At 40.1% G+C, this 17,022-nt stretch carries 15 protein-coding genes and 1 pseudogene; 3 read left to right on the top strand and 13 right to left on the bottom strand.

Going from position 1 to position 17,022, the window contains the following annotated elements; translation table 11 throughout:
* Positions 1–145: 145 nt before the first annotated feature.
* Entirely contained in the window at positions 146–481 is a 336-nt protein-coding gene (locus tag V7K25_RS18875) for a hypothetical protein (RefSeq protein WP_335160036.1), read from the bottom strand.
* A gap of 922 nt (positions 482–1,403) precedes the next feature.
* Between V7K25_RS18875 and V7K25_RS18870 the strand changes: the two genes are divergently transcribed.
* A complete protein-coding gene (locus V7K25_RS18870) occupies positions 1,404–2,396 on the top strand; it encodes a metal ABC transporter solute-binding protein, Zn/Mn family (RefSeq protein ID WP_335160035.1) in 993 nt (330 codons plus the stop codon).
* 149 nt (positions 2,397–2,545) lie between these two features.
* On the opposite strand, the gene V7K25_RS18865 is transcribed toward V7K25_RS18870, so the two are convergent.
* Complete coding sequence (locus V7K25_RS18865; RefSeq protein ID WP_335160034.1) at positions 2,546–3,079, bottom strand: DUF4330 domain-containing protein; 534 nt, start codon at positions 3,077–3,079, stop codon at positions 2,546–2,548.
* Positions 3,080–3,471: 392 nt separating this feature from the next.
* Between V7K25_RS18865 and V7K25_RS18860 the strand changes: the two genes are divergently transcribed.
* On the top strand, positions 3,472–4,335 hold the full coding sequence (locus V7K25_RS18860; protein WP_335160033.1) for a M48 family metallopeptidase: 864 nt from the start codon (positions 3,472–3,474) through the stop codon (positions 4,333–4,335).
* Between the two features lie 66 nt (positions 4,336–4,401).
* Here V7K25_RS18860 and V7K25_RS18855 read toward each other — a convergent pair whose 3' ends face one another.
* A complete protein-coding gene (locus V7K25_RS18855; RefSeq protein WP_335160032.1) occupies positions 4,402–5,157 on the bottom strand; it encodes a metallophosphoesterase family protein in 756 nt (251 codons plus the stop codon).
* Between the two features lie 227 nt (positions 5,158–5,384).
* Here V7K25_RS18855 and V7K25_RS18850 point away from each other — a divergent pair, with 227 nt between their 5' ends.
* Positions 5,385–5,669: a DUF2470 domain-containing protein gene (locus V7K25_RS18850; protein WP_335160031.1), complete on the top strand. Its 285-nt coding sequence runs from the start codon at positions 5,385–5,387 to the stop codon at positions 5,667–5,669.
* Between the two features lie 47 nt (positions 5,670–5,716).
* Here V7K25_RS18850 and V7K25_RS18845 read toward each other — a convergent pair whose 3' ends face one another.
* The 10 genes and pseudogenes from V7K25_RS18845 to V7K25_RS18800 form a co-directional block, all read right to left on the bottom strand.
* Positions 5,717–8,863, bottom strand: a complete 3,147-nt coding sequence (locus V7K25_RS18845) for a plasmid replication protein, CyRepA1 family (RefSeq protein ID WP_335160030.1) — start codon at positions 8,861–8,863, stop codon at positions 5,717–5,719.
* A 337-nt stretch (positions 8,864–9,200) separates the two neighbouring features.
* Positions 9,201–9,320: pseudogene (locus tag V7K25_RS18840) on the bottom strand (type II toxin-antitoxin system YoeB family toxin); the annotation flags it as partial.
* Between the two features lie 55 nt (positions 9,321–9,375).
* The gene (locus V7K25_RS18835; RefSeq protein WP_335160029.1) at positions 9,376–9,663 is read right to left on the bottom strand and encodes a type II toxin-antitoxin system Phd/YefM family antitoxin; all 288 of its coding nucleotides are present in this window, start codon (positions 9,661–9,663) and stop codon (positions 9,376–9,378) included.
* Between the two features lie 522 nt (positions 9,664–10,185).
* The gene (locus tag V7K25_RS18830; RefSeq protein ID WP_335160028.1) at positions 10,186–10,542 is read right to left on the bottom strand and encodes a hypothetical protein; all 357 of its coding nucleotides are present in this window, start codon (positions 10,540–10,542) and stop codon (positions 10,186–10,188) included.
* 16 nt (positions 10,543–10,558) lie between these two features.
* A complete protein-coding gene (locus V7K25_RS18825) occupies positions 10,559–10,945 on the bottom strand; it encodes a hypothetical protein (protein ID WP_335160027.1) in 387 nt (128 codons plus the stop codon).
* A gap of 266 nt (positions 10,946–11,211) precedes the next feature.
* Positions 11,212–11,463 (bottom strand): hypothetical protein, encoded by a 252-nt coding sequence (locus tag V7K25_RS18820; RefSeq protein WP_335160026.1) that lies wholly within the window; start codon positions 11,461–11,463, stop codon positions 11,212–11,214.
* 3 nt (positions 11,464–11,466) lie between these two features.
* Positions 11,467–11,802 carry a DUF6883 domain-containing protein gene (locus V7K25_RS18815; protein WP_335160025.1) on the bottom strand — a complete coding sequence of 112 codons (336 nt, stop codon included), beginning with the start codon at positions 11,800–11,802 and terminating at the stop codon, positions 11,467–11,469.
* A gap of 169 nt (positions 11,803–11,971) precedes the next feature.
* Complete coding sequence (gene bchB, locus V7K25_RS18810; protein ID WP_335160024.1) at positions 11,972–13,498, bottom strand: ferredoxin:protochlorophyllide reductase (ATP-dependent) subunit B; 1,527 nt, start codon at positions 13,496–13,498, stop codon at positions 11,972–11,974.
* A gap of 702 nt (positions 13,499–14,200) precedes the next feature.
* Positions 14,201–14,770, bottom strand: a complete 570-nt coding sequence (locus tag V7K25_RS18805) for a peptidylprolyl isomerase (RefSeq protein ID WP_335160023.1) — start codon at positions 14,768–14,770, stop codon at positions 14,201–14,203.
* Positions 14,771–14,890: 120 nt separating this feature from the next.
* Positions 14,891–16,870, bottom strand: coding sequence for a primary-amine oxidase (locus V7K25_RS18800; RefSeq protein WP_335160022.1), 1,980 nt, complete (start codon positions 16,868–16,870; stop codon positions 14,891–14,893).
* Positions 16,871–17,022: the final 152 nt, after the last annotated feature.

Here is a 17,022-nt window from a genome sequence, read left to right as displayed (position 1 = left end):
CAGCCAAAAATGTTGCTTTTATTCATTAAAATATCAAAACCACTAATTACTTAATAATTCAAAATTCACGGCGTCCCCGTCTCATCGTCTCACCGCGTTCCTGTGTCAGCACTAATTATAAATGTTCATGTGAACTTGGCATAACTCATTTTCCAACAGTTCTTTTCGCCGATCTTAACTCTAGCCTACGAAAATAACGTTGCCAGATTTGCTGTCCTAGCAAAAGTAGACTGATAATTTGCCGCACTTGTTGGATTTGCATTTGTAATACTTGATTTTTCTGCCGTAAGTTATAAATACTCTCTTGACTGAGATAAATATTTTCCGGTGCTTTATTCAGTGCTGCATGGGTACAAATTTCATAGGCGGTTAAGCTATCTGCTATGTATGCTAACTGCTGCTTGAGTTGCCACACTCGCCAAGCCACATATAGTAGTATCAGCGAAATGAGGGTGTTAATGAGGATAACTAAAATTACCATTCTTTATATTCACCAATATCAGCTTTGAGGAATTTTTCTATATACTTAACTTGGTTCTTTTTTCATGACTAAAAAACTAAAAAATAAAAATTATGTCATAAAGTACAGCCAGGATTATGCAATAAAAAGCTGTTAGATGATGCTCTGAGTGTTATTGAAAGGTTTTACTAGGTGAAATTTAGTCTAACAAAGGCTGATGGGTAAAAAATTACCAATTCGCCAATTTTGTAACCACCAGATGCCCACAGTTCGCAAAACCACAGCTACAATTGCCTTAGATTCACAACTCGGTTTGCGAAATCAACCCGTATGCTCAATAAGCGCCAGCATTACTACGTTCCCCTCCTTAACCTGATAATCCTAGATCATTTGCGACCTTTGTGAAATATAAGCACAATGGTATAGCCCCTTCAAGACACGGTAAGAGAACTACACTACACTCTTTACCGGAGGCTCCCCAGCATCACCTTTATTATTGTGCTTTTACCTCTACCAGTTATCCAGCTTGACAATTCAGATCATGTGGAAAAGCTAACGATTGACCTAACCCCCTAGTCCCCTTCCCGTGTCGGGAAAGGGGAAAATTCAAAGTCTCTCTCCTTGTAGGAGAGAGATTTAGAGAGAGGTTTTCCAGTCTGTAGCGTGAACTTAACTAACATTTTGCCTGGAAATACCTCACTTGAGGTTCACCAAGCAGAAATTGCTGGGTGTGCGATGGGGAAAGGAGAGAGTCTATTAATATCCTCTTCGCTTAAAAAGGCTTGCTCTAATTCCTTGCTTGTTAAAAAGGGTTAAGGAAAATCAAGCCTTAACCCAAGCGTATTGCCTTTAACCTCCTTTTTGTTGAAGGCTTCCACCTTGTATTTCAGTAATCCGTCACTGATAATGATTATTTTTTCTATACATCCAGTAGGAGTTTAGGATGTCAAAAAAATTACCATCAACTAATTCCTTTCGAGCTATTCTTGTTGCCTTGACGATTGGATTTGTTGGGTGTGGAAATCAAACTGCAAGAACTGCATTCACTCAGACTACCACTCAGGTAGATGAGAATCTTCCCAGAGTCGTTGCAACTACAAGTGTATTATGTGACTTAACTAGACAAGTTGCCGGAAATACAATTAACCTCACCTGCTTAATTGACCCTAGTGCCAATCCCCAATTTTATAAACCAAAGCCGGAAGATCGTAGAGCCATTGAGCAAGCTAATCTTATTCTCTATAATGGCTATAATTTAGAACCAAATCTGATCGAATTAATTAAAGTGACTAAAAACACTGCACCGAAAATAGCTGTTGGTCAACTTGCGGTGTCTAAGCCACAAAAATTTCAGAAAGGCGATAAGAATGTAACTAATTCTCATCTTTGGCACAATACCAAGAATACTATCAGGATGGTGGAAGTAATTAATAGTAACCTGGGAAAATTAGAATCTAGTGAAGCAGAGGCTTATACCAGCAATACTAAAAAAATCACAAATGAACTCACTCAACTAGATAGCTGGATTAAGTCAAGAATTGCCAGTATTCCTACCAAAGAACGTAAGTTAGTTACAACTTCTGATGCACTGAGTTATTACGCCAAAGCATACGGTATTCCATTAGCAGGGGTATTACAAGGTATTAGTACTGGCGAAAATCTGACAGATGCAAGAGTAAAAAATTTGGTTACAAATATTAAACGGGCTAAAGTATCAACAATTTTTACTGAGGCGGCAATTAATTCTAATTTGCTTCAATCTGTAGCCAGACAAGCTGAAGTAAAAATTTCTGATAGAAAGTTGTATGCCGAGGGGCTTGGTGAACCCGGAAGCGAGGCGGAAACTTATCAGAAAATGATGATTGCCAATACACGAACAATTGTAGAAGGGTTAGGAGGAACGTATTTAATGTTTGAAGCAAAAGCTGCTAAGTAGTTATATAGGGGTTCTCGGCTGAGTAGGTACAGAACCCCAACCCTTTTTGCAAGCGAATAGCTTGCTCTGGTTAATCTGATAAACCGAGTTTTTTGGGTAACAGAAAATTCGGTCTATCAGCCTATTTTTTTTAGACTAGAATGCAAATGCTATTTGTCTTTTAATCTGATATCAATAACAGTTGCATTGAAATTATAGTTAAAGCCTTCCAACTCAAATGGCATTCCAATTTTAACTTTACTGTTACCGAGAACGGGGCCATTATCAGTAAGTTGAGCTTTGCCATCTAAAGTCATAAGCAAATCTGTGCTAAAATTGTTAGTCTTTGGATCTGGTAATTCTTTAACACTGCCATCAGGTTGGGAAACATTTATTGTTCTAGGTAGCTGTTGAATGGATTTAATCTCAATCTCTCCGTGGGGTTGATTGCGGATAATCACATTAGTTTTACCGCCTTTTTTTAATCCGTTATTGAATAATTGTTCAGGGTCACGGACATTCAAACCACGAACTACTAAGTCTACTTCTATGGGTACTGTTTTTGCACCGACTTGGGCAACAGAACCAGAAGTGCCAGGAAAGATAAAGATGCCAAATATAACTAGCAAAATTACTAGCGCAGCACCTAAATCTAAGAGGTTGATTTTGCCGAACAAGCGACCTTTTGAATCTAAAATAGCCATAAAAAGTTTTCCGAGGTAATAGCGAAGTAATTGATTGTAGAAGAAGGTTTTCGATGGGAATATTAGTTTTCCCTATTTGGTAATAAAGGAAAAGCGGCTGGGCGTTGCGGTTATGCGACAGTTTATCACGAGTTCGTAAGTTCGCAGTGGAAGCAGCTAACCCTTAAACTTTTGCTCGTTAAGATTGACACACACAGAAAGTAATATCTAGTGTTTAAGCCTATCTCTAAAGGGAGTCTCTAACCCCCGTAATTCAGTAGATTTTCTTAAACATTAGCTGTATAACAACTCCTTTGGTCTTGATTTAAGAATGCAACTTAGAATACTCTAAATCCGTCTCATAATTTGTCCCATCATTTTATGTTCTCCCAAAATAATCTTCAGAGCGTATTATGTTCAACTGGAAAAGTTTTGTTACAAATTACCGTGTGTGGCGGCGTCGCTGGTTTTATCCTTTAATTTCAGTGATAGTTGCTTTGAGTCTGTGCTTGAGTACACCTCTACCTGGAAGAACTTTAGATTTCTTGCCTCTTCTACTCCAAGGAGTTCAGGCATTTCAGCTTTCTAATATATCCCCTCGTCAGGAAGTTGATCTGGGTAAGCAGATTAATAAAGAATTAGTAGGCAGTGAAGTACGGCTTTACCGCAATCCAGAAGTTAATCGCTATGTGGAACAAGTTGGTCGGCGTTTAGCAGCTAATAGCGATCGCCCCGATCTCCCTTATACTTTTCAAGTAGTTCAGGACAACAGTATTAATGCTTTTGCTACCTTAGGCGGCTATGTATATGTCCATACGGGTTTGCTGAAAACCGCAGACAATGAAGCGGAACTAGCAAGTGTACTCGCCCATGAAATTGGCCACATTGGCGGCAAACACGTAGTTAAACAGATGCAGCAAAAAGCGCTCGAAAGTGGTCTATTAACAGCTGCTGGCTTAGACCGGAATACGGCAGTGCAAATTGGTGTACAGTTAGCGCGAGACTTGCCACGCAGTCGTAGCAATGAATTTGAGGCCGATCAAAGAGGATTACGAACTTTGACACGGACTGGTTACGCCCAGTCTGCAATGGTTTCCTTTATGCAAAAGCTGCTGAAACAGGGTGGTTCTGCTCCGACATTTTTAAGTACGCACCCCGGAACGAGCGATCGCATTGATGCCCTCAGACGTGCAATTAAATCTCAACCTAGTAAGGAAAATTATGGCTTGGATAAGGCTAGTTATAAAGCTAATATTCGACCATTAGTGGGGTCTTGAGGGTATTAAGCATTGGGCATTGCTTATTCCCCTTGTCTCCCTCATCCTTTTCATCTCGAATATTGCTCAATTCTTATTGCGGCGATCGACTTTGATTTTAGCTGGATCAACTCTGATCACTACATCTTGTAAGGGCAGGGTACGGAGATAGTCTTTAAAAATATTAACTTGGTAAACCAGGTTATTTGTGACATCTAGTCCAGTCAACCAGCCACTCTTAGGATGATAAGCGCCAGTATCTATATCTAGCCATCCCTGCCCTTGTGCCAGTTTGCCAGGAGAAACACCCGGCAGAGTAAAGGTAATGGTGTGACCGATGATAATGAGCTTATCTGGAAAGTAGGGTTTTTCAATGCTGTGAAATTCCTCTCGTATCCAGCACAGTTCATCGGCAGTTTGTTCTGTCACTAACTTGGATGGATCAACACCAGCATGAGTTAACCAAATATCCCCTAAGTCGAGATATGTAGGCAAACTCTTGAACCAATCCAGATGGTCATCAGGAATTGAAGCCTCGTGGTAACTGGCTACGGTAGCTTGCCCCCCACTGTACAGCCATGCTTGCATCGTCGGGGAGGAAGTTCTGTCATTGGTCAGAATGTTTAATAACATCTGCTCATGATTTCCCAGCAAACATGAATAGTTATGTCGCTTGACAAAATTCACCACTTGTGAGCTATGAGGCCCACGATCAATTAAGTCTCCCAGGAAATAGATTTGATCGTCTGACTTGGGGGCGATCGCCTCCAACAATGTCATCAAACCTTCATAGTGACCATGTACATCCCCAATTACAATTCGTCTGGGGCGAGTTTCGTTCATTTTCTCTTAGCTTCAATAGTTTGGCTAATACTTCTGCTACAGTTTAAGCTGTCTGGTTTCCGTAGTAGAAGGTAGAAATACTGAATAAGTTTTATTTTAATTTAATTATTCCCCTATAAATAAAATTAATTTATTACAATGCATCGTCTTGAGTGCTAAGAAAGAAAATCAGCAAATTTCATTCGCGTTGTTAGCTTAAAATTGAAGCTGTTGCTTCTATTTCAACAATGTCTAAGGATTTTTCTGCTGATATTAGTTCGCGCATCTGCAAGCACATGAATGACGATCATGCTGATGCCATAGTTGTTTATGCTAAGGCTTTTGGTGGTGTAACAAATGCGAAGGCAGCACAAATGCTGTCAATTGATGCACAAGGTATGGATTTGACAGCGCAAGTGGATGGGGAAACTGTGCCAATTCGCATCCAGTTTGATCATGTTTTAGCAGATGCGGAAGATGCCCATCAAACTCTAATTGCGATGGTGAAGCAGGCGCGGGTGAAAGCAAATTAGAAATTGGCCTAATTGTATAACTAATGCTTGGCTTTCTTTAGACACACTTAGCTGTCAAGGATATTGGCTGCTGCGGCATAAACCTTGGGTTGAATAATTTCAAACTTCCAATCTGAAGAATAATCAGGCAACTCATAGCCAACACTCTTAACATGAGCCAACATTAACTCATCCCGTTGATGCCAAACTGTAAATATTTTCTCTCTGCCATCATAGAGTGTTTCTAAGTCGATTTGATAAACCTCATTTACTCGCTTTAGTTTCAAGCCCAACAAATTTAACAATCGGCTGAGTATTTTTATTGCCGAAACTTGCTCTTTTTCCCCTATTAAGTTAATCCCAAGCGCTCTTTTAATATGCTTACTATGCTGAAACACAATATTTTTCAGCAATATCAAATCTGGATTACTCTCGGTAAATTTTCGTTCTGATTCGAGAAAATGAAGCATTCCTAAAGCTCTCATCGCCTCAACTTTGAGCGTGTAAGTTTTTAAATCTGGCAGAAAAACTTTCCCTTCACCCCAAGATAATTGCTGATGCCATTCTTGCTGATCTCTGACGTGAAAATACTCACTTTCGTGAGTTAAATAATAATGAATTAACAGTTGACGATAATATCCGTGGTCATCCTGCAATTTTAGCCAAGGAGTAACTTCTACACCATACCTTTGTCTGAGAACATATTTATTAATTTGGTTGCGTTCTCCATCAGTCAGAGAATGCTTTACTAATAGCTGCTCATATTCTACATAATCGATATTTTTAGCATTAGCTACAGCAGTTGCTACCGATAGTTGATTTTGCTGCTTAATCTCTTTAATTTTGCGTTTAATATCTTTAGCTTTTTGACGGCTTTGCGCCCAATCTTTTTGAACTTTGACAATTTCTAAAATTAATCTTCTACGGGTAGCTAAATCATCAGCGTCAGTTGCCAAAAACGCAAGGCGTAAATCTCGAATAATATTATTGTGAACAGCATTACTCCGCATCTGAATTTGATGCCCATCAGCAATTAAACCATCTTGCATCGATTGACGGTAGAGGCGAATAGAAGCATTTACCCGTGCAGATAACTTGGCCCAAGTTCGCAAATGAATCGGGTCATGAACTAAAGGTAAATCCACATCTATTTTATGTAATGGACTAAGTAAAGCTAAGTTTTCTTTTTGATTTTCTTGATACCAATCAGATAGCAAGCGATAATTTGTACTACCACTACCAATTAAGCCAATACCTCGTTTAGCACACCAGACAACACGCGGCACATCATCCCGCACTCTCGCTAATGCTTGTCTTGCTTCCGAGTCAGGAATTACCCCTTGAAAAATGCCATAAACTCGGTCGAAATGTTGGACATCAATACTAATTCCCGTACCAAGGCTAGGGGTAACAAAAACGCCGTCATATTCAGAGATTTTTTGATTGATTGCTGCGATAAAATCAACCGCTTCATGTCCAGGTGTATTTGTAGTGTGGCTACTAACTACCAAAGTTTTAGGAAATTGCCTTCGTAATTTTTGTAAGCGTTCTTTGAGATAACGTTCAATTGTTTCACAACTGTAACGCCCAGCGCGACTATCGGTAGTAACATAACATTTACGTCCAGCAAGTAAATCTAATTCCAGTTGGTGAATTAGGGGTGTTGGGTTCGGCGAATCATAAAAAGTTACGTCCCAACCATGCTGAGGTTTCCACTGGTTAAGAACTACCCAAGGTGTTAATTTAATTCCTGCTAATCCCTGTAAATATTCAAGTGATACATCTGATAAATCAGCATCTTGGGCAATTACTAACCCTCCAGTTGTTAAAACTGTGGAAATTAGTTGCTGGAATAATTTTAATATCTTTACACGCTTATGTTTACAAGTATTACTATTTAATAGATGCCACAAAGACTGCTCTACTTCATCCAGAATTACTATTGCTCCCCGCCAATTTTCAGGGTTAAGTTTCCAAATCGAATCAACACACAATCCAAGAGATTGCTGAGGTGAGAGTGAGCGGAGGATGGGAGGAGCAGGGGTAAGTGTTTTATCAATCCTTTTATCCCCATCTTCTTTATGTGTTCCCCATTGAATACCAATTTTTTCACACAAAAATCTTCCTAGTAAAATTCTATGAGTAATTAATAAAACAGTTTGATTTCTAATTTTGGCTTGCTGAACAACGGCTTGAAGTGCTGTAGTTTTACCTGTTCCTTTTGCTGATTTGACTCCTACTAATCCAGAAGTGGGAAAAGGGATTTCACCTATATAAGGGCGATTGAAGGTGAGCGCAGCAGGAATAGTTAACTCAGTATGGGGTTTAGTTTGAGCAAGATAAATTTCTAAATCAACACTTTGGCGATAAACTTTTTCAAAACTACTTGCTCCTTTCGCTACGATAAACTCATCAACCCCTTTTTCGATTCCTGGAAGTTCAATGACTTTAACAGTGCATTTTTCTTGCTGGAATAAACAACCAAGTTGAGAAATGGCATTATTTACAGCAGCAATTGTTTTAGGTTGAGTTTCAAAATCAAAGCAAATATAAAAGCTACGCTTTGTCATTGCAAAGGCTGCTAAGTCAGGAACTAGCTGACGACGGGTAACTTTGCCAAATTCATCTTTAACAACCCGATAACCACTGGTAATTCCGGGAATGGCAATAGCTGCATATCCTTGCGTCAACAGTGTGGCTGCTTTCTTCACACCCTCGCAGAGAATGAGGGGAATGTTATATTGCATCACCCATGGCCAAAAGCCTCTAGCCTCACCATCAGCAGTAATAGTGATATCGTCAGGCATGACCAGATTGTAACGTCCAGCAACTTGCTGCCACACTTGCAGCGTTACCCGCAAACAAAACACCCGCGTTGGTGTGCTGGGGGGATGCTCGTATTTGATGGACTTACCATTGTGATTCTGTCGGGGTTGTTTTGGCTTAAAGCATCCCCATTCCATCATTTGCCAATTATTTAAAGGGTCTAGCCCCGAACACCACCAACCACCTTCAGCGATATGAGCATAACGCTGCAACCATCCAGCTTTCACCATTCCTGTATTGGTGCGAGGGAGTAGCTCAGAAATCAATAGGTACTCATAAGCAGTTATGCCTTGGAGTGACCTAAAATTGAGTTGCACTAGGTGTAAGTCTATACCACTACTCTTGACTAATTCTTCAAGGTGTTGGGGGTGTAAATAGTGCAGATGCATAGGGAAAGGCGCGAAGGGAAGTCAATGAGATTAAAACATTAACATGCATCTGCTTTTTTTCTCTAAGAGGGATTGCGAGGCTTTTGTGATGCTTTTTTTACTTCGTTGCGGGAGACACATCGGTTAAGACTTTAGTAGGTTATTCTGCCTATTAGATCCCCAAAGTAATAATTTTGTATTGTGATATTTGTTCGCTATTAATTTTTATTTATCAGTAAATTTCTGCGTTAAGGAATGCGATCGCTAAAGGAGTTGCAGCAGCGATCGCTATAGGGTAACATCTTGCAAGACAAGCTTTGTCAAGAATCGTAGACGCACACTGGCTTGTAGCTATGTGCTATGGTTCGGGTTTGCCAATACCTGTAAAAAAATCTCGCATAATCGCTTCAACCAAGTTAAAAACGCGAAGCGCAGTTTTGCGGTTTGTCTCTACCCAATAGGCGAGGTCTTCCCGAAATTCTGGATGAAATACAACATCTCGAACTTTATTTTCTTAGGGTTGGGTTTCATCCTTATTCTTCTTCGCCAATTCCCAACTTCTGATGTAATTCGTTAATATTTTGAGGTTTTAAAGTTCTAGCTTTTGCTCTTTCCAAAGCAGTTAACAAACGGACTGCATTTTTAGGTGAACGAAGTAAATGAGATGTTTCTAGTAAACTCTCTAGTTCATCAACAGCAATTAAGGCGACGTTTTCGCCTTCTTGTCGGTTAATAATTATTACTTTTCTATCTGCAACTACTTGATTACAGAGTTCGGCTAGGTTGTTACGAGCATCAGTCAAGTTTGTCTGCTTGGACATGGTGGGAGATTTCCTAATGCTGTAGGCTTTACAGAACATAATAGCTTGACTGGTTGGAGGCGCGTAGGCGTAGCCCGCCGCAGGCATCGTTCTTTCAGCAATGTAATAAAAGTAACTAAAATTATCTGTAAAGTCATATCTAATTCAAAACTAACAAAAAAGCCTATTCTGAAAGATAGGGGCTATGAGTTACACTGCTCAGTAAAGCTGAGTTTTTACAGTTGACTACTGTTGTGTAGAAATTGATAACTTGATTCATTGACTTATATGGGTGTTTTATTAAAAACTATATTGAACTGAACTGACTACAGTTGTACTGAGTAATACTACTAAAAAATCGTTTGGCTGATGTTTCAGCCAAACGATTGAAGTTAATCTCAAAATTAAAAATCGCTAACCCGCTAAACTAAGCCCCGACAGTTTCTTTCGCGGCGTACAATACCTCAGCATTGATTTCTTTGAAACCACGATCGCAATTAAATTTATTGGTGCTGCACTAGATTTATATTCTGTTACGTGAAATCATTGCTGGATAGGACGTAAAACTTCTAATTCACTAGGATGAGTTAAAACTTTGCCTAATGGCTCACTGAAATAAACAACTTGATAATTAGGTGCAAGTTCTGTTTGCAATTCCTTCCAAAGACTAATTCCTTCTTCTTCAAAAGCCGCTTCAGCCTCTGCACTCAAATCTGGTGAGTTAGCAGGATCTTGCCAATTTAATGTTGCATTGTAAGCAGATGCCCATTTTCTCAGATGGCTAATGGTTTCTTGACTGAGGGGCAGTTTTGCTGGATCGATATTACCAACTTTATCAGCATCTGCCCACCATAAAGGGTCGCACCCATAATCAGCCATTAGTTTTATCTTTACTGTCATAGCTATTCAGGTGAAATTAGGGTAAAGAGGCGGGATTAGCTCCGACTATATAACCATTATCGCCCACACTCACTGCTATGTATTGTGTTTGTCCATTAAAAATTACTTCATAGATTTCCCGGCGAGGTTCTATCGTTCCTTGATAACCAAGAAACTTTCCTCTTGTCACAGCAGCCATAACAGCATCAGGGATTTCATTCTGAGAAATTCCACGTCTTGCAAAGTCATCTTGATGTTTATTTAAGATGTGTGCTAGTCCACTTCCTTTTATACCAGCTTTTCCCTGCTCTAAAAATACGATTTTGCCATCGGCTTGCTTGGCAATCTGCACAATCTTTTCTGGACTGTGATTAATACCAGCCTGACATAGTGCCGCAAACAATGCCGCTTTGTCATCATTCATATTTAATTTAGTTATTTTAAATAGTTATTAGGAGAAATATATAAAAATTAATATTAAATCTATGATATCTCATAATTTAATTTTTATCACTAAAGCAAAAAAAATGGGGGTAAAGAGTATACATAACTCCTCACCCCTCAACTTTATTGATTAACCGCTAATCTAAGCCCCGACAGTTTCTTTCGCAGCGTACAATACCTCAGCATTGATTTCCTTGAAACCACGATCGCAGACAAAATTTAGCAATGAGTTTGATTTTTTCTGCTTTAAACTGTCTGTCTTGTATCATGTTCAATGCTTCCCCAGGTTTCAGGTAGAGGGTTGACCCAGGAAATAGGCACAGAAACAACATCTAGAGTTTCACTGTCTTTAAAGATTTCTAAAATATATCCTGGCTCTTGCTGAGTTTTAGTAGGACGCAGATGATCCAACACAACCCCTCTATCGCCAACTTTTACAGGACTATTAGGAACATTGTGCTTCAGTTCTACCCACTGAAATAAAATAGCTGTTGTCATCGTTTAAGTCTCCTGTGATTTATCAGGATATAGTGTTATAAATCTAACAAATTCTGTTTCTTCATCTTGTTGCCAGATAGTAATTACCTTAATTAATTGACCATTAGGCCCAGTCCACTCACTTTTAACCTCAAACTGAGTACCCCAATCACTAGGGATAACTTTTGCAATTTCAGAACCTTCTACAGCATTTATTATATCGTTCTTAAGAAGTTCCCAGTTATCAAGATTATATCCTGCTAAAGCTAGATATCTTGATTTATCACTTTTAGGTTGATAAACAAGTAGGTATTTAGTGATTTTTTCATCTTGAATTACTAAACCTGATGGTATTTTCATTATATTTAATTTGGTTATTTTAAATAGTTATTGAGAGAAATATATAAAAATTAATATTACATCGATGATATCTCATAATTTAATTTTTATCACTAAAGCAAAAAAAATGGGGGTAAAGAGTATACATAACTCCTCACCCCTCAATAAATATTCTCAATTAAACTCTAATCTAAGCCCCGACCGCTTCCTTGGCAGCGTACAACACCTCAGCGTTGATTTCTTTGAAACCGCGATCGCGGGCAAATTTCTCAGTATTACGCTTCACTTTACCGCGCACAAATCCCGGAATCTTATTCAATTCTGCTTGACCATCTTTTGTCCAATTCAAATCAGAATCAGCAGAAATTCCTCTAGTAATTACTTCCTTGGTATCATGACCACCGAAGATTTCTAACAGGTGATCTTCCATTCCCAAAGTGAAGGAATTGTAGATCAAATCTGTAATCTGATTAGTGCCTTCGTAACCCATAAATGGTTTGTAACCAATGGGGAAGTTTTGGACGTGGATTGGTGCTGCAATTACACCGCAGGGAATATCCAAACGTTTACCAACGTGGCGTTCCATTTGGGTACCGAAAATGGCAGAGGGTTCGACACGAGCGATCGCATCCCCAATTTCACCATGATCTTCGGAAATTAGCACTTCATCGCAATACTCGCTAACCTGTTCGCGGAACCAATCTGCATCATATTTGCAATAGGTTCCAGCCCAAACAACATGAATCCCCATTTCTCGCGCCAGAATCTTGGTAATGGCGGCCGCGTGCGTATTGTCACCAAATACCACAGCTTTTTTGCCAGTCAAGTTTTGACAGTCAATTGAACGGGAGAACCAAGCAGCCTGAGATACATGCAGGGTTTGCTCATTGATAAAGTTTTCGTAATCAACTTCTGCACCTTGAGCGTTAATAACCTGCTGAATCTTGCGAATACAACGGGCAGTTTCTACTACACCCATTGGAGTAATGTCTATATAAGGTGTGCCAAATTGTTCTTCCAGGTAACGCGCTGTGGTCAAACCGAGTTCACGGTAAGGCACCAGGTTAAACCAGGCTTGGGACATCTTTTTCAAGTCATTCACCGAAGCACCTTCAGGAATTAAGGTATTTACCTCAATTCCCAAGTCAGCCATCAACCGTTTGAGTTCGGTGCAGTCGTGATTATTGTGGAAACCAAGGGTGGTAGTACCGATAATATTAACCGAGGGTTTCGCAGTTTTGCCCTGTGCCAATTCGCCCCGCTTCCGGGCTTTTTCAATGTAGTATTGGACGATTTGATCCAGAGTGCGCTCGGCGGCTTGCAGTTCGTTGTAGCGGTAGTGGTTCACATCCGCCAGCATTACGTCTCCTTTTGCTTCCAACTGCGCCCGTTCGACAAAGTTGTGCAAATCCTCTTGCAAGATGCTGGAGGTGCAGGTGGGAGTTAACACAATCAAATCTGGGTGTTCCTCAGCATCCTTGCGGACGATGTTATCAACCACCTTCTCTTGGGAGCCGCGTGCCAAAACGTTGCGATCGACGACACTGGTTGTTACCGGAGTAAAATCCCTCTCCCGCGATAGCATGGAGCGCATGACGTTAAAGTAGTCATCGCCAATAGGGGCATGCATGATCGCATGGACATTTTTAAAAGAACTAGCGATTCGCAGAGTGCCGATGTGGGCTGGGCCTGCATACATCCAGTAAGCCAATTTCATGTTTGTGTTCTCCCTTTTCAATAGAAATAACATGGAGTCCGATAAGAGTGGACTATAAGTGCCTGATTATTATTAAATCGTTTCTGATTGTCTCAAAAGTTGTATCCCTGATGAAGTGAAGACTTGTAAGGATTTGACCTGTGGTGTATAGGCGTAGGCATCGCTCAAAGCTTGTTCCTGACTTGAATCTAGCTTCTGAATTTAACAATATTACTGTTGCTTTTTTAAAATAAATCTTAATTTTTCGGTAAATTTGTTTTCATGTGGGGCGGTGTATTATACCAATTCTGTATGAAGATGCGCTAAATCAGATTTAAGTACAAGAAAGAAGAAAGAAAAACGAACCGCATTCGCGCAGCGTCTCGTTAGAGAAGGACGCAAAGGACGCAAAGAAAGCAAGAATTTGAAAGGGTTTGACGCAGCTTTACAAAGAAATGGTATAACCTTCCTTAAACAAGGAAAAAAGGGGGAATAACACTAGTAGTCTGTCAAGAAATAATTGACGGATAGATTCCCTGTAGAGACGGCGATTTATCGCGTCTCCCTAACCGTTAAAATGAATTAGACGAGACCACTAGTACAGCGCGGCGGAAATAAACATACCATTTCAAATGGCGTAAAAGCTTGGAATACGATTCTTTTAACTTTTGACTTTTGATTTTTGACTTTTGACTTCCGCCTTGCGTACTAGAGAGGTGTTAATTACTGCCGAAAAATTTCTACTTTTTCTAACACTACGTCTTGATTTGGACGATCTCTAGTTGTAGGTACATTGGCGATGCGGTTGACTATATCCATACCTTCGACAACTTTACCAAAAACACTGTGTTTGCGGTCAAGATGAGGCGTTGGCCCTTCTGTAATGAACCATTGCGAACCATTAGTACCGCGTCCTGCATTTGCCATTGAGAGGATACCCGCACTAGAGTGTTTCAATTCAGGATGAAACTCATCTTCAAATTGATATCCTGGCCCACCAGTACCCCATCGGTTGGCCATATCTGGATAACGAGCCAGGGGATCGCCACACTGAATCATAAAATCAGGGATGACTCGGTGAAAGCGAATTCCATCGTAAGCAGGAGTCCCTTTCTGAGATTGACCGGTCTTAGGGTCTTTCCAGTCGATTGTGCCCGTTGCTAAACCTACAAAATTTTTGACGGTGTTGGGGGTTTTGTCTTCCTCCAAAAGAACTATAATTTTACCCAAGGAAGTAATTAAACGAGCGTGCAATGTGCCATCACCGGGAATATTAATTTCTGGAAAATCCATGAGCTATCCTATGAATGAAAACTGCTAGTATTTGACCTACGATAAGCTTATCAGCATTCAAGTTACAGGTTTACAGATTACGAAAGAACTGAACCAAGGAAACTTTAGAAAACGAATATTTTACTCTGGTAAATTAATTGCTGGATTACGGCTAAAAAATCCTCTAGGGATTAGCTTAAAGCCAACTCGGTGAACAGGCATCACAGGCCAATCTTCCGATCGCGGCACATGAGTTAGGCCCATTGTGTACCACAGCACGATATCTTCACCCGTCAAGGATTCATCGTCTGCAATATATTTAGGTAAACCCTGTCCTGGTTGAGTTTGGTTGGGATAATCGCCGCCAGCATAGAGTTCAGCAGGTTTATATTTTGTTACCCAGACGTGATGAGTCGCAAATTCTGCCTTTTGACGGATGTTTGAGCCTTCCACAGGGAAAAATACGGAGTTTCCACCAGGCATCAGCATATATCCAGGTGCAGCCCCCAGCGTATTTTTCTTATCTGCACTAACAATCATCCATTCCCGACTGCTTTTCATATCCAAATCGCGGACAGCAGCTGTTTCTTTTGTGAGTGGGGTTTCTGTAATTGCGATCGCATTTCCTAAAGGATTTTTCTCATCCATCGGTAAAGCTTTCACATTCATTTCCATCACAGAATTAGCTTGCCCATCGACATCTAAATCTAGGCGATAGTTGAAAAAGTGCTGGTGATTTACTCCGAAGATATTCTTAGCAATTAGCCGACCATAGGAATCATCCTTAGATTGCTTTTGGGCAGCCGTTCCCTGCGCTAGTACGATACCCGTTAATTCATTTTGGACTTCCAAAGTCCCATCTTGGTGAAAAATCCAATTAATGCTGTAATCATAGTTGTCAACGGCCGCAGTCATGGACATCACTAATTCTCGATTCCGACGGACATCATTACGCTGAGTACTGTAATCATAGTGTTTCCACAGCATTCCGTTGTCGCGTTCATAGATACCGATAACCCCTGGTATTTTATAAGGTTCTCCCTGCTCATTAGCAAATACAGCATCCAGCAAAAGACCGTTTTCAGGAATTTCTTTACCTAACTGCATCGTATTTGCTAGCAAACCAAAGTTGTATTCTCCAACATCAAATGCATTCCTAAACGACCAAGTGGGATTTGGATCGCCGTAAGGAACTACCATCTCTGATAAGCTAGCGCGGTATAAAACTGGTCGAATATTTTCCCCGTCTTTGTGCGTCACTTGGTACAGCATTAATCCATTACGAGGATGCATTAAATAGCGAAACTTCCAACCTTGCCAGCTAATTTCATTGTTATTAATTCGGAAACTTGCACCATTTGGTTGCAGAATCTTTAATGCTTTAGGCGCTGAAAGTAATTTGCCCAAAGACTTTACATCATAGTTCCAGTTTTCTTTAGAGAAAGGTACGTTTCCCTTGTCAACGAAACTGGCGATTTTTGCTGCGTTTAAATTGACCGTTGCTAAGACTCCTTCAATGGGACTACCGTAATAGTTCCAGCCTTTGCCTTTGTAGTAAGATAAGGCTCGACACAGACGATTACCTACTGCTTCTTCCTGTTTACTTAAGATTCCTGGTGCCCAACAACTAATTGTGACTTGATCAAAATCGGTAATTCCTCGCCTTTGCATCGCTTTTTGCCATCGGGAATCGGCTTTAACTACCTGAGTTGCCAGTTCATATTCTGGATTGACAATCGCAGGTTGAACAGAGGATATTTCTTTCCAAGAACTTAAGGTTTTGCTTGTTAGATCAACAATTCCCTCATAAGTTTTATTTTGCGAACGTTCATAGATTACCAAAAAAGCTTTTCGCCCAAAAGCTTTACCGGGTGTAAATTTCAGAACTTCTTCTTTATGTGGTTCTTGTAAGGCAATAAGTGGAAAAGCTACCATTTCACTCAAAGATTTTTCTCTTTTAATCACTGAAACGGCTGTGCTAATTTCTGCCTCGGTTAGGGAAGTCAGAGGATGGGAAATCGAAGGCTGTTGAGCCGTCAATCTTCCCATGAATCCCAATGAGATAGAAATGACGACAGTGATAGTAATAGCTATCCAAAAAAAACGTAGCCGCTTAATCATCCCTTTACATTCTTTAAACAAACGTATAGTTATTTATTTCTAAGCAATAGCTCAGAAACCGATAGATTAAGAAATTAATTTGCTAACAGTATCCCCAATTATAAAATCCATCAGTCTAATCAATTGTTAGCTTTACATGCAAACCTGGGAAT

This window comes from Nostoc sp. (assembly GCF_036919495.1).
Lineage (GTDB): Bacteria > Cyanobacteriota > Cyanobacteriia > Cyanobacteriales > Nostocaceae > Nostoc.
The sequence above is the reverse complement of the archived record's forward strand: the minus strand, read 5'-3'. Positions and strand labels throughout refer to the sequence as shown.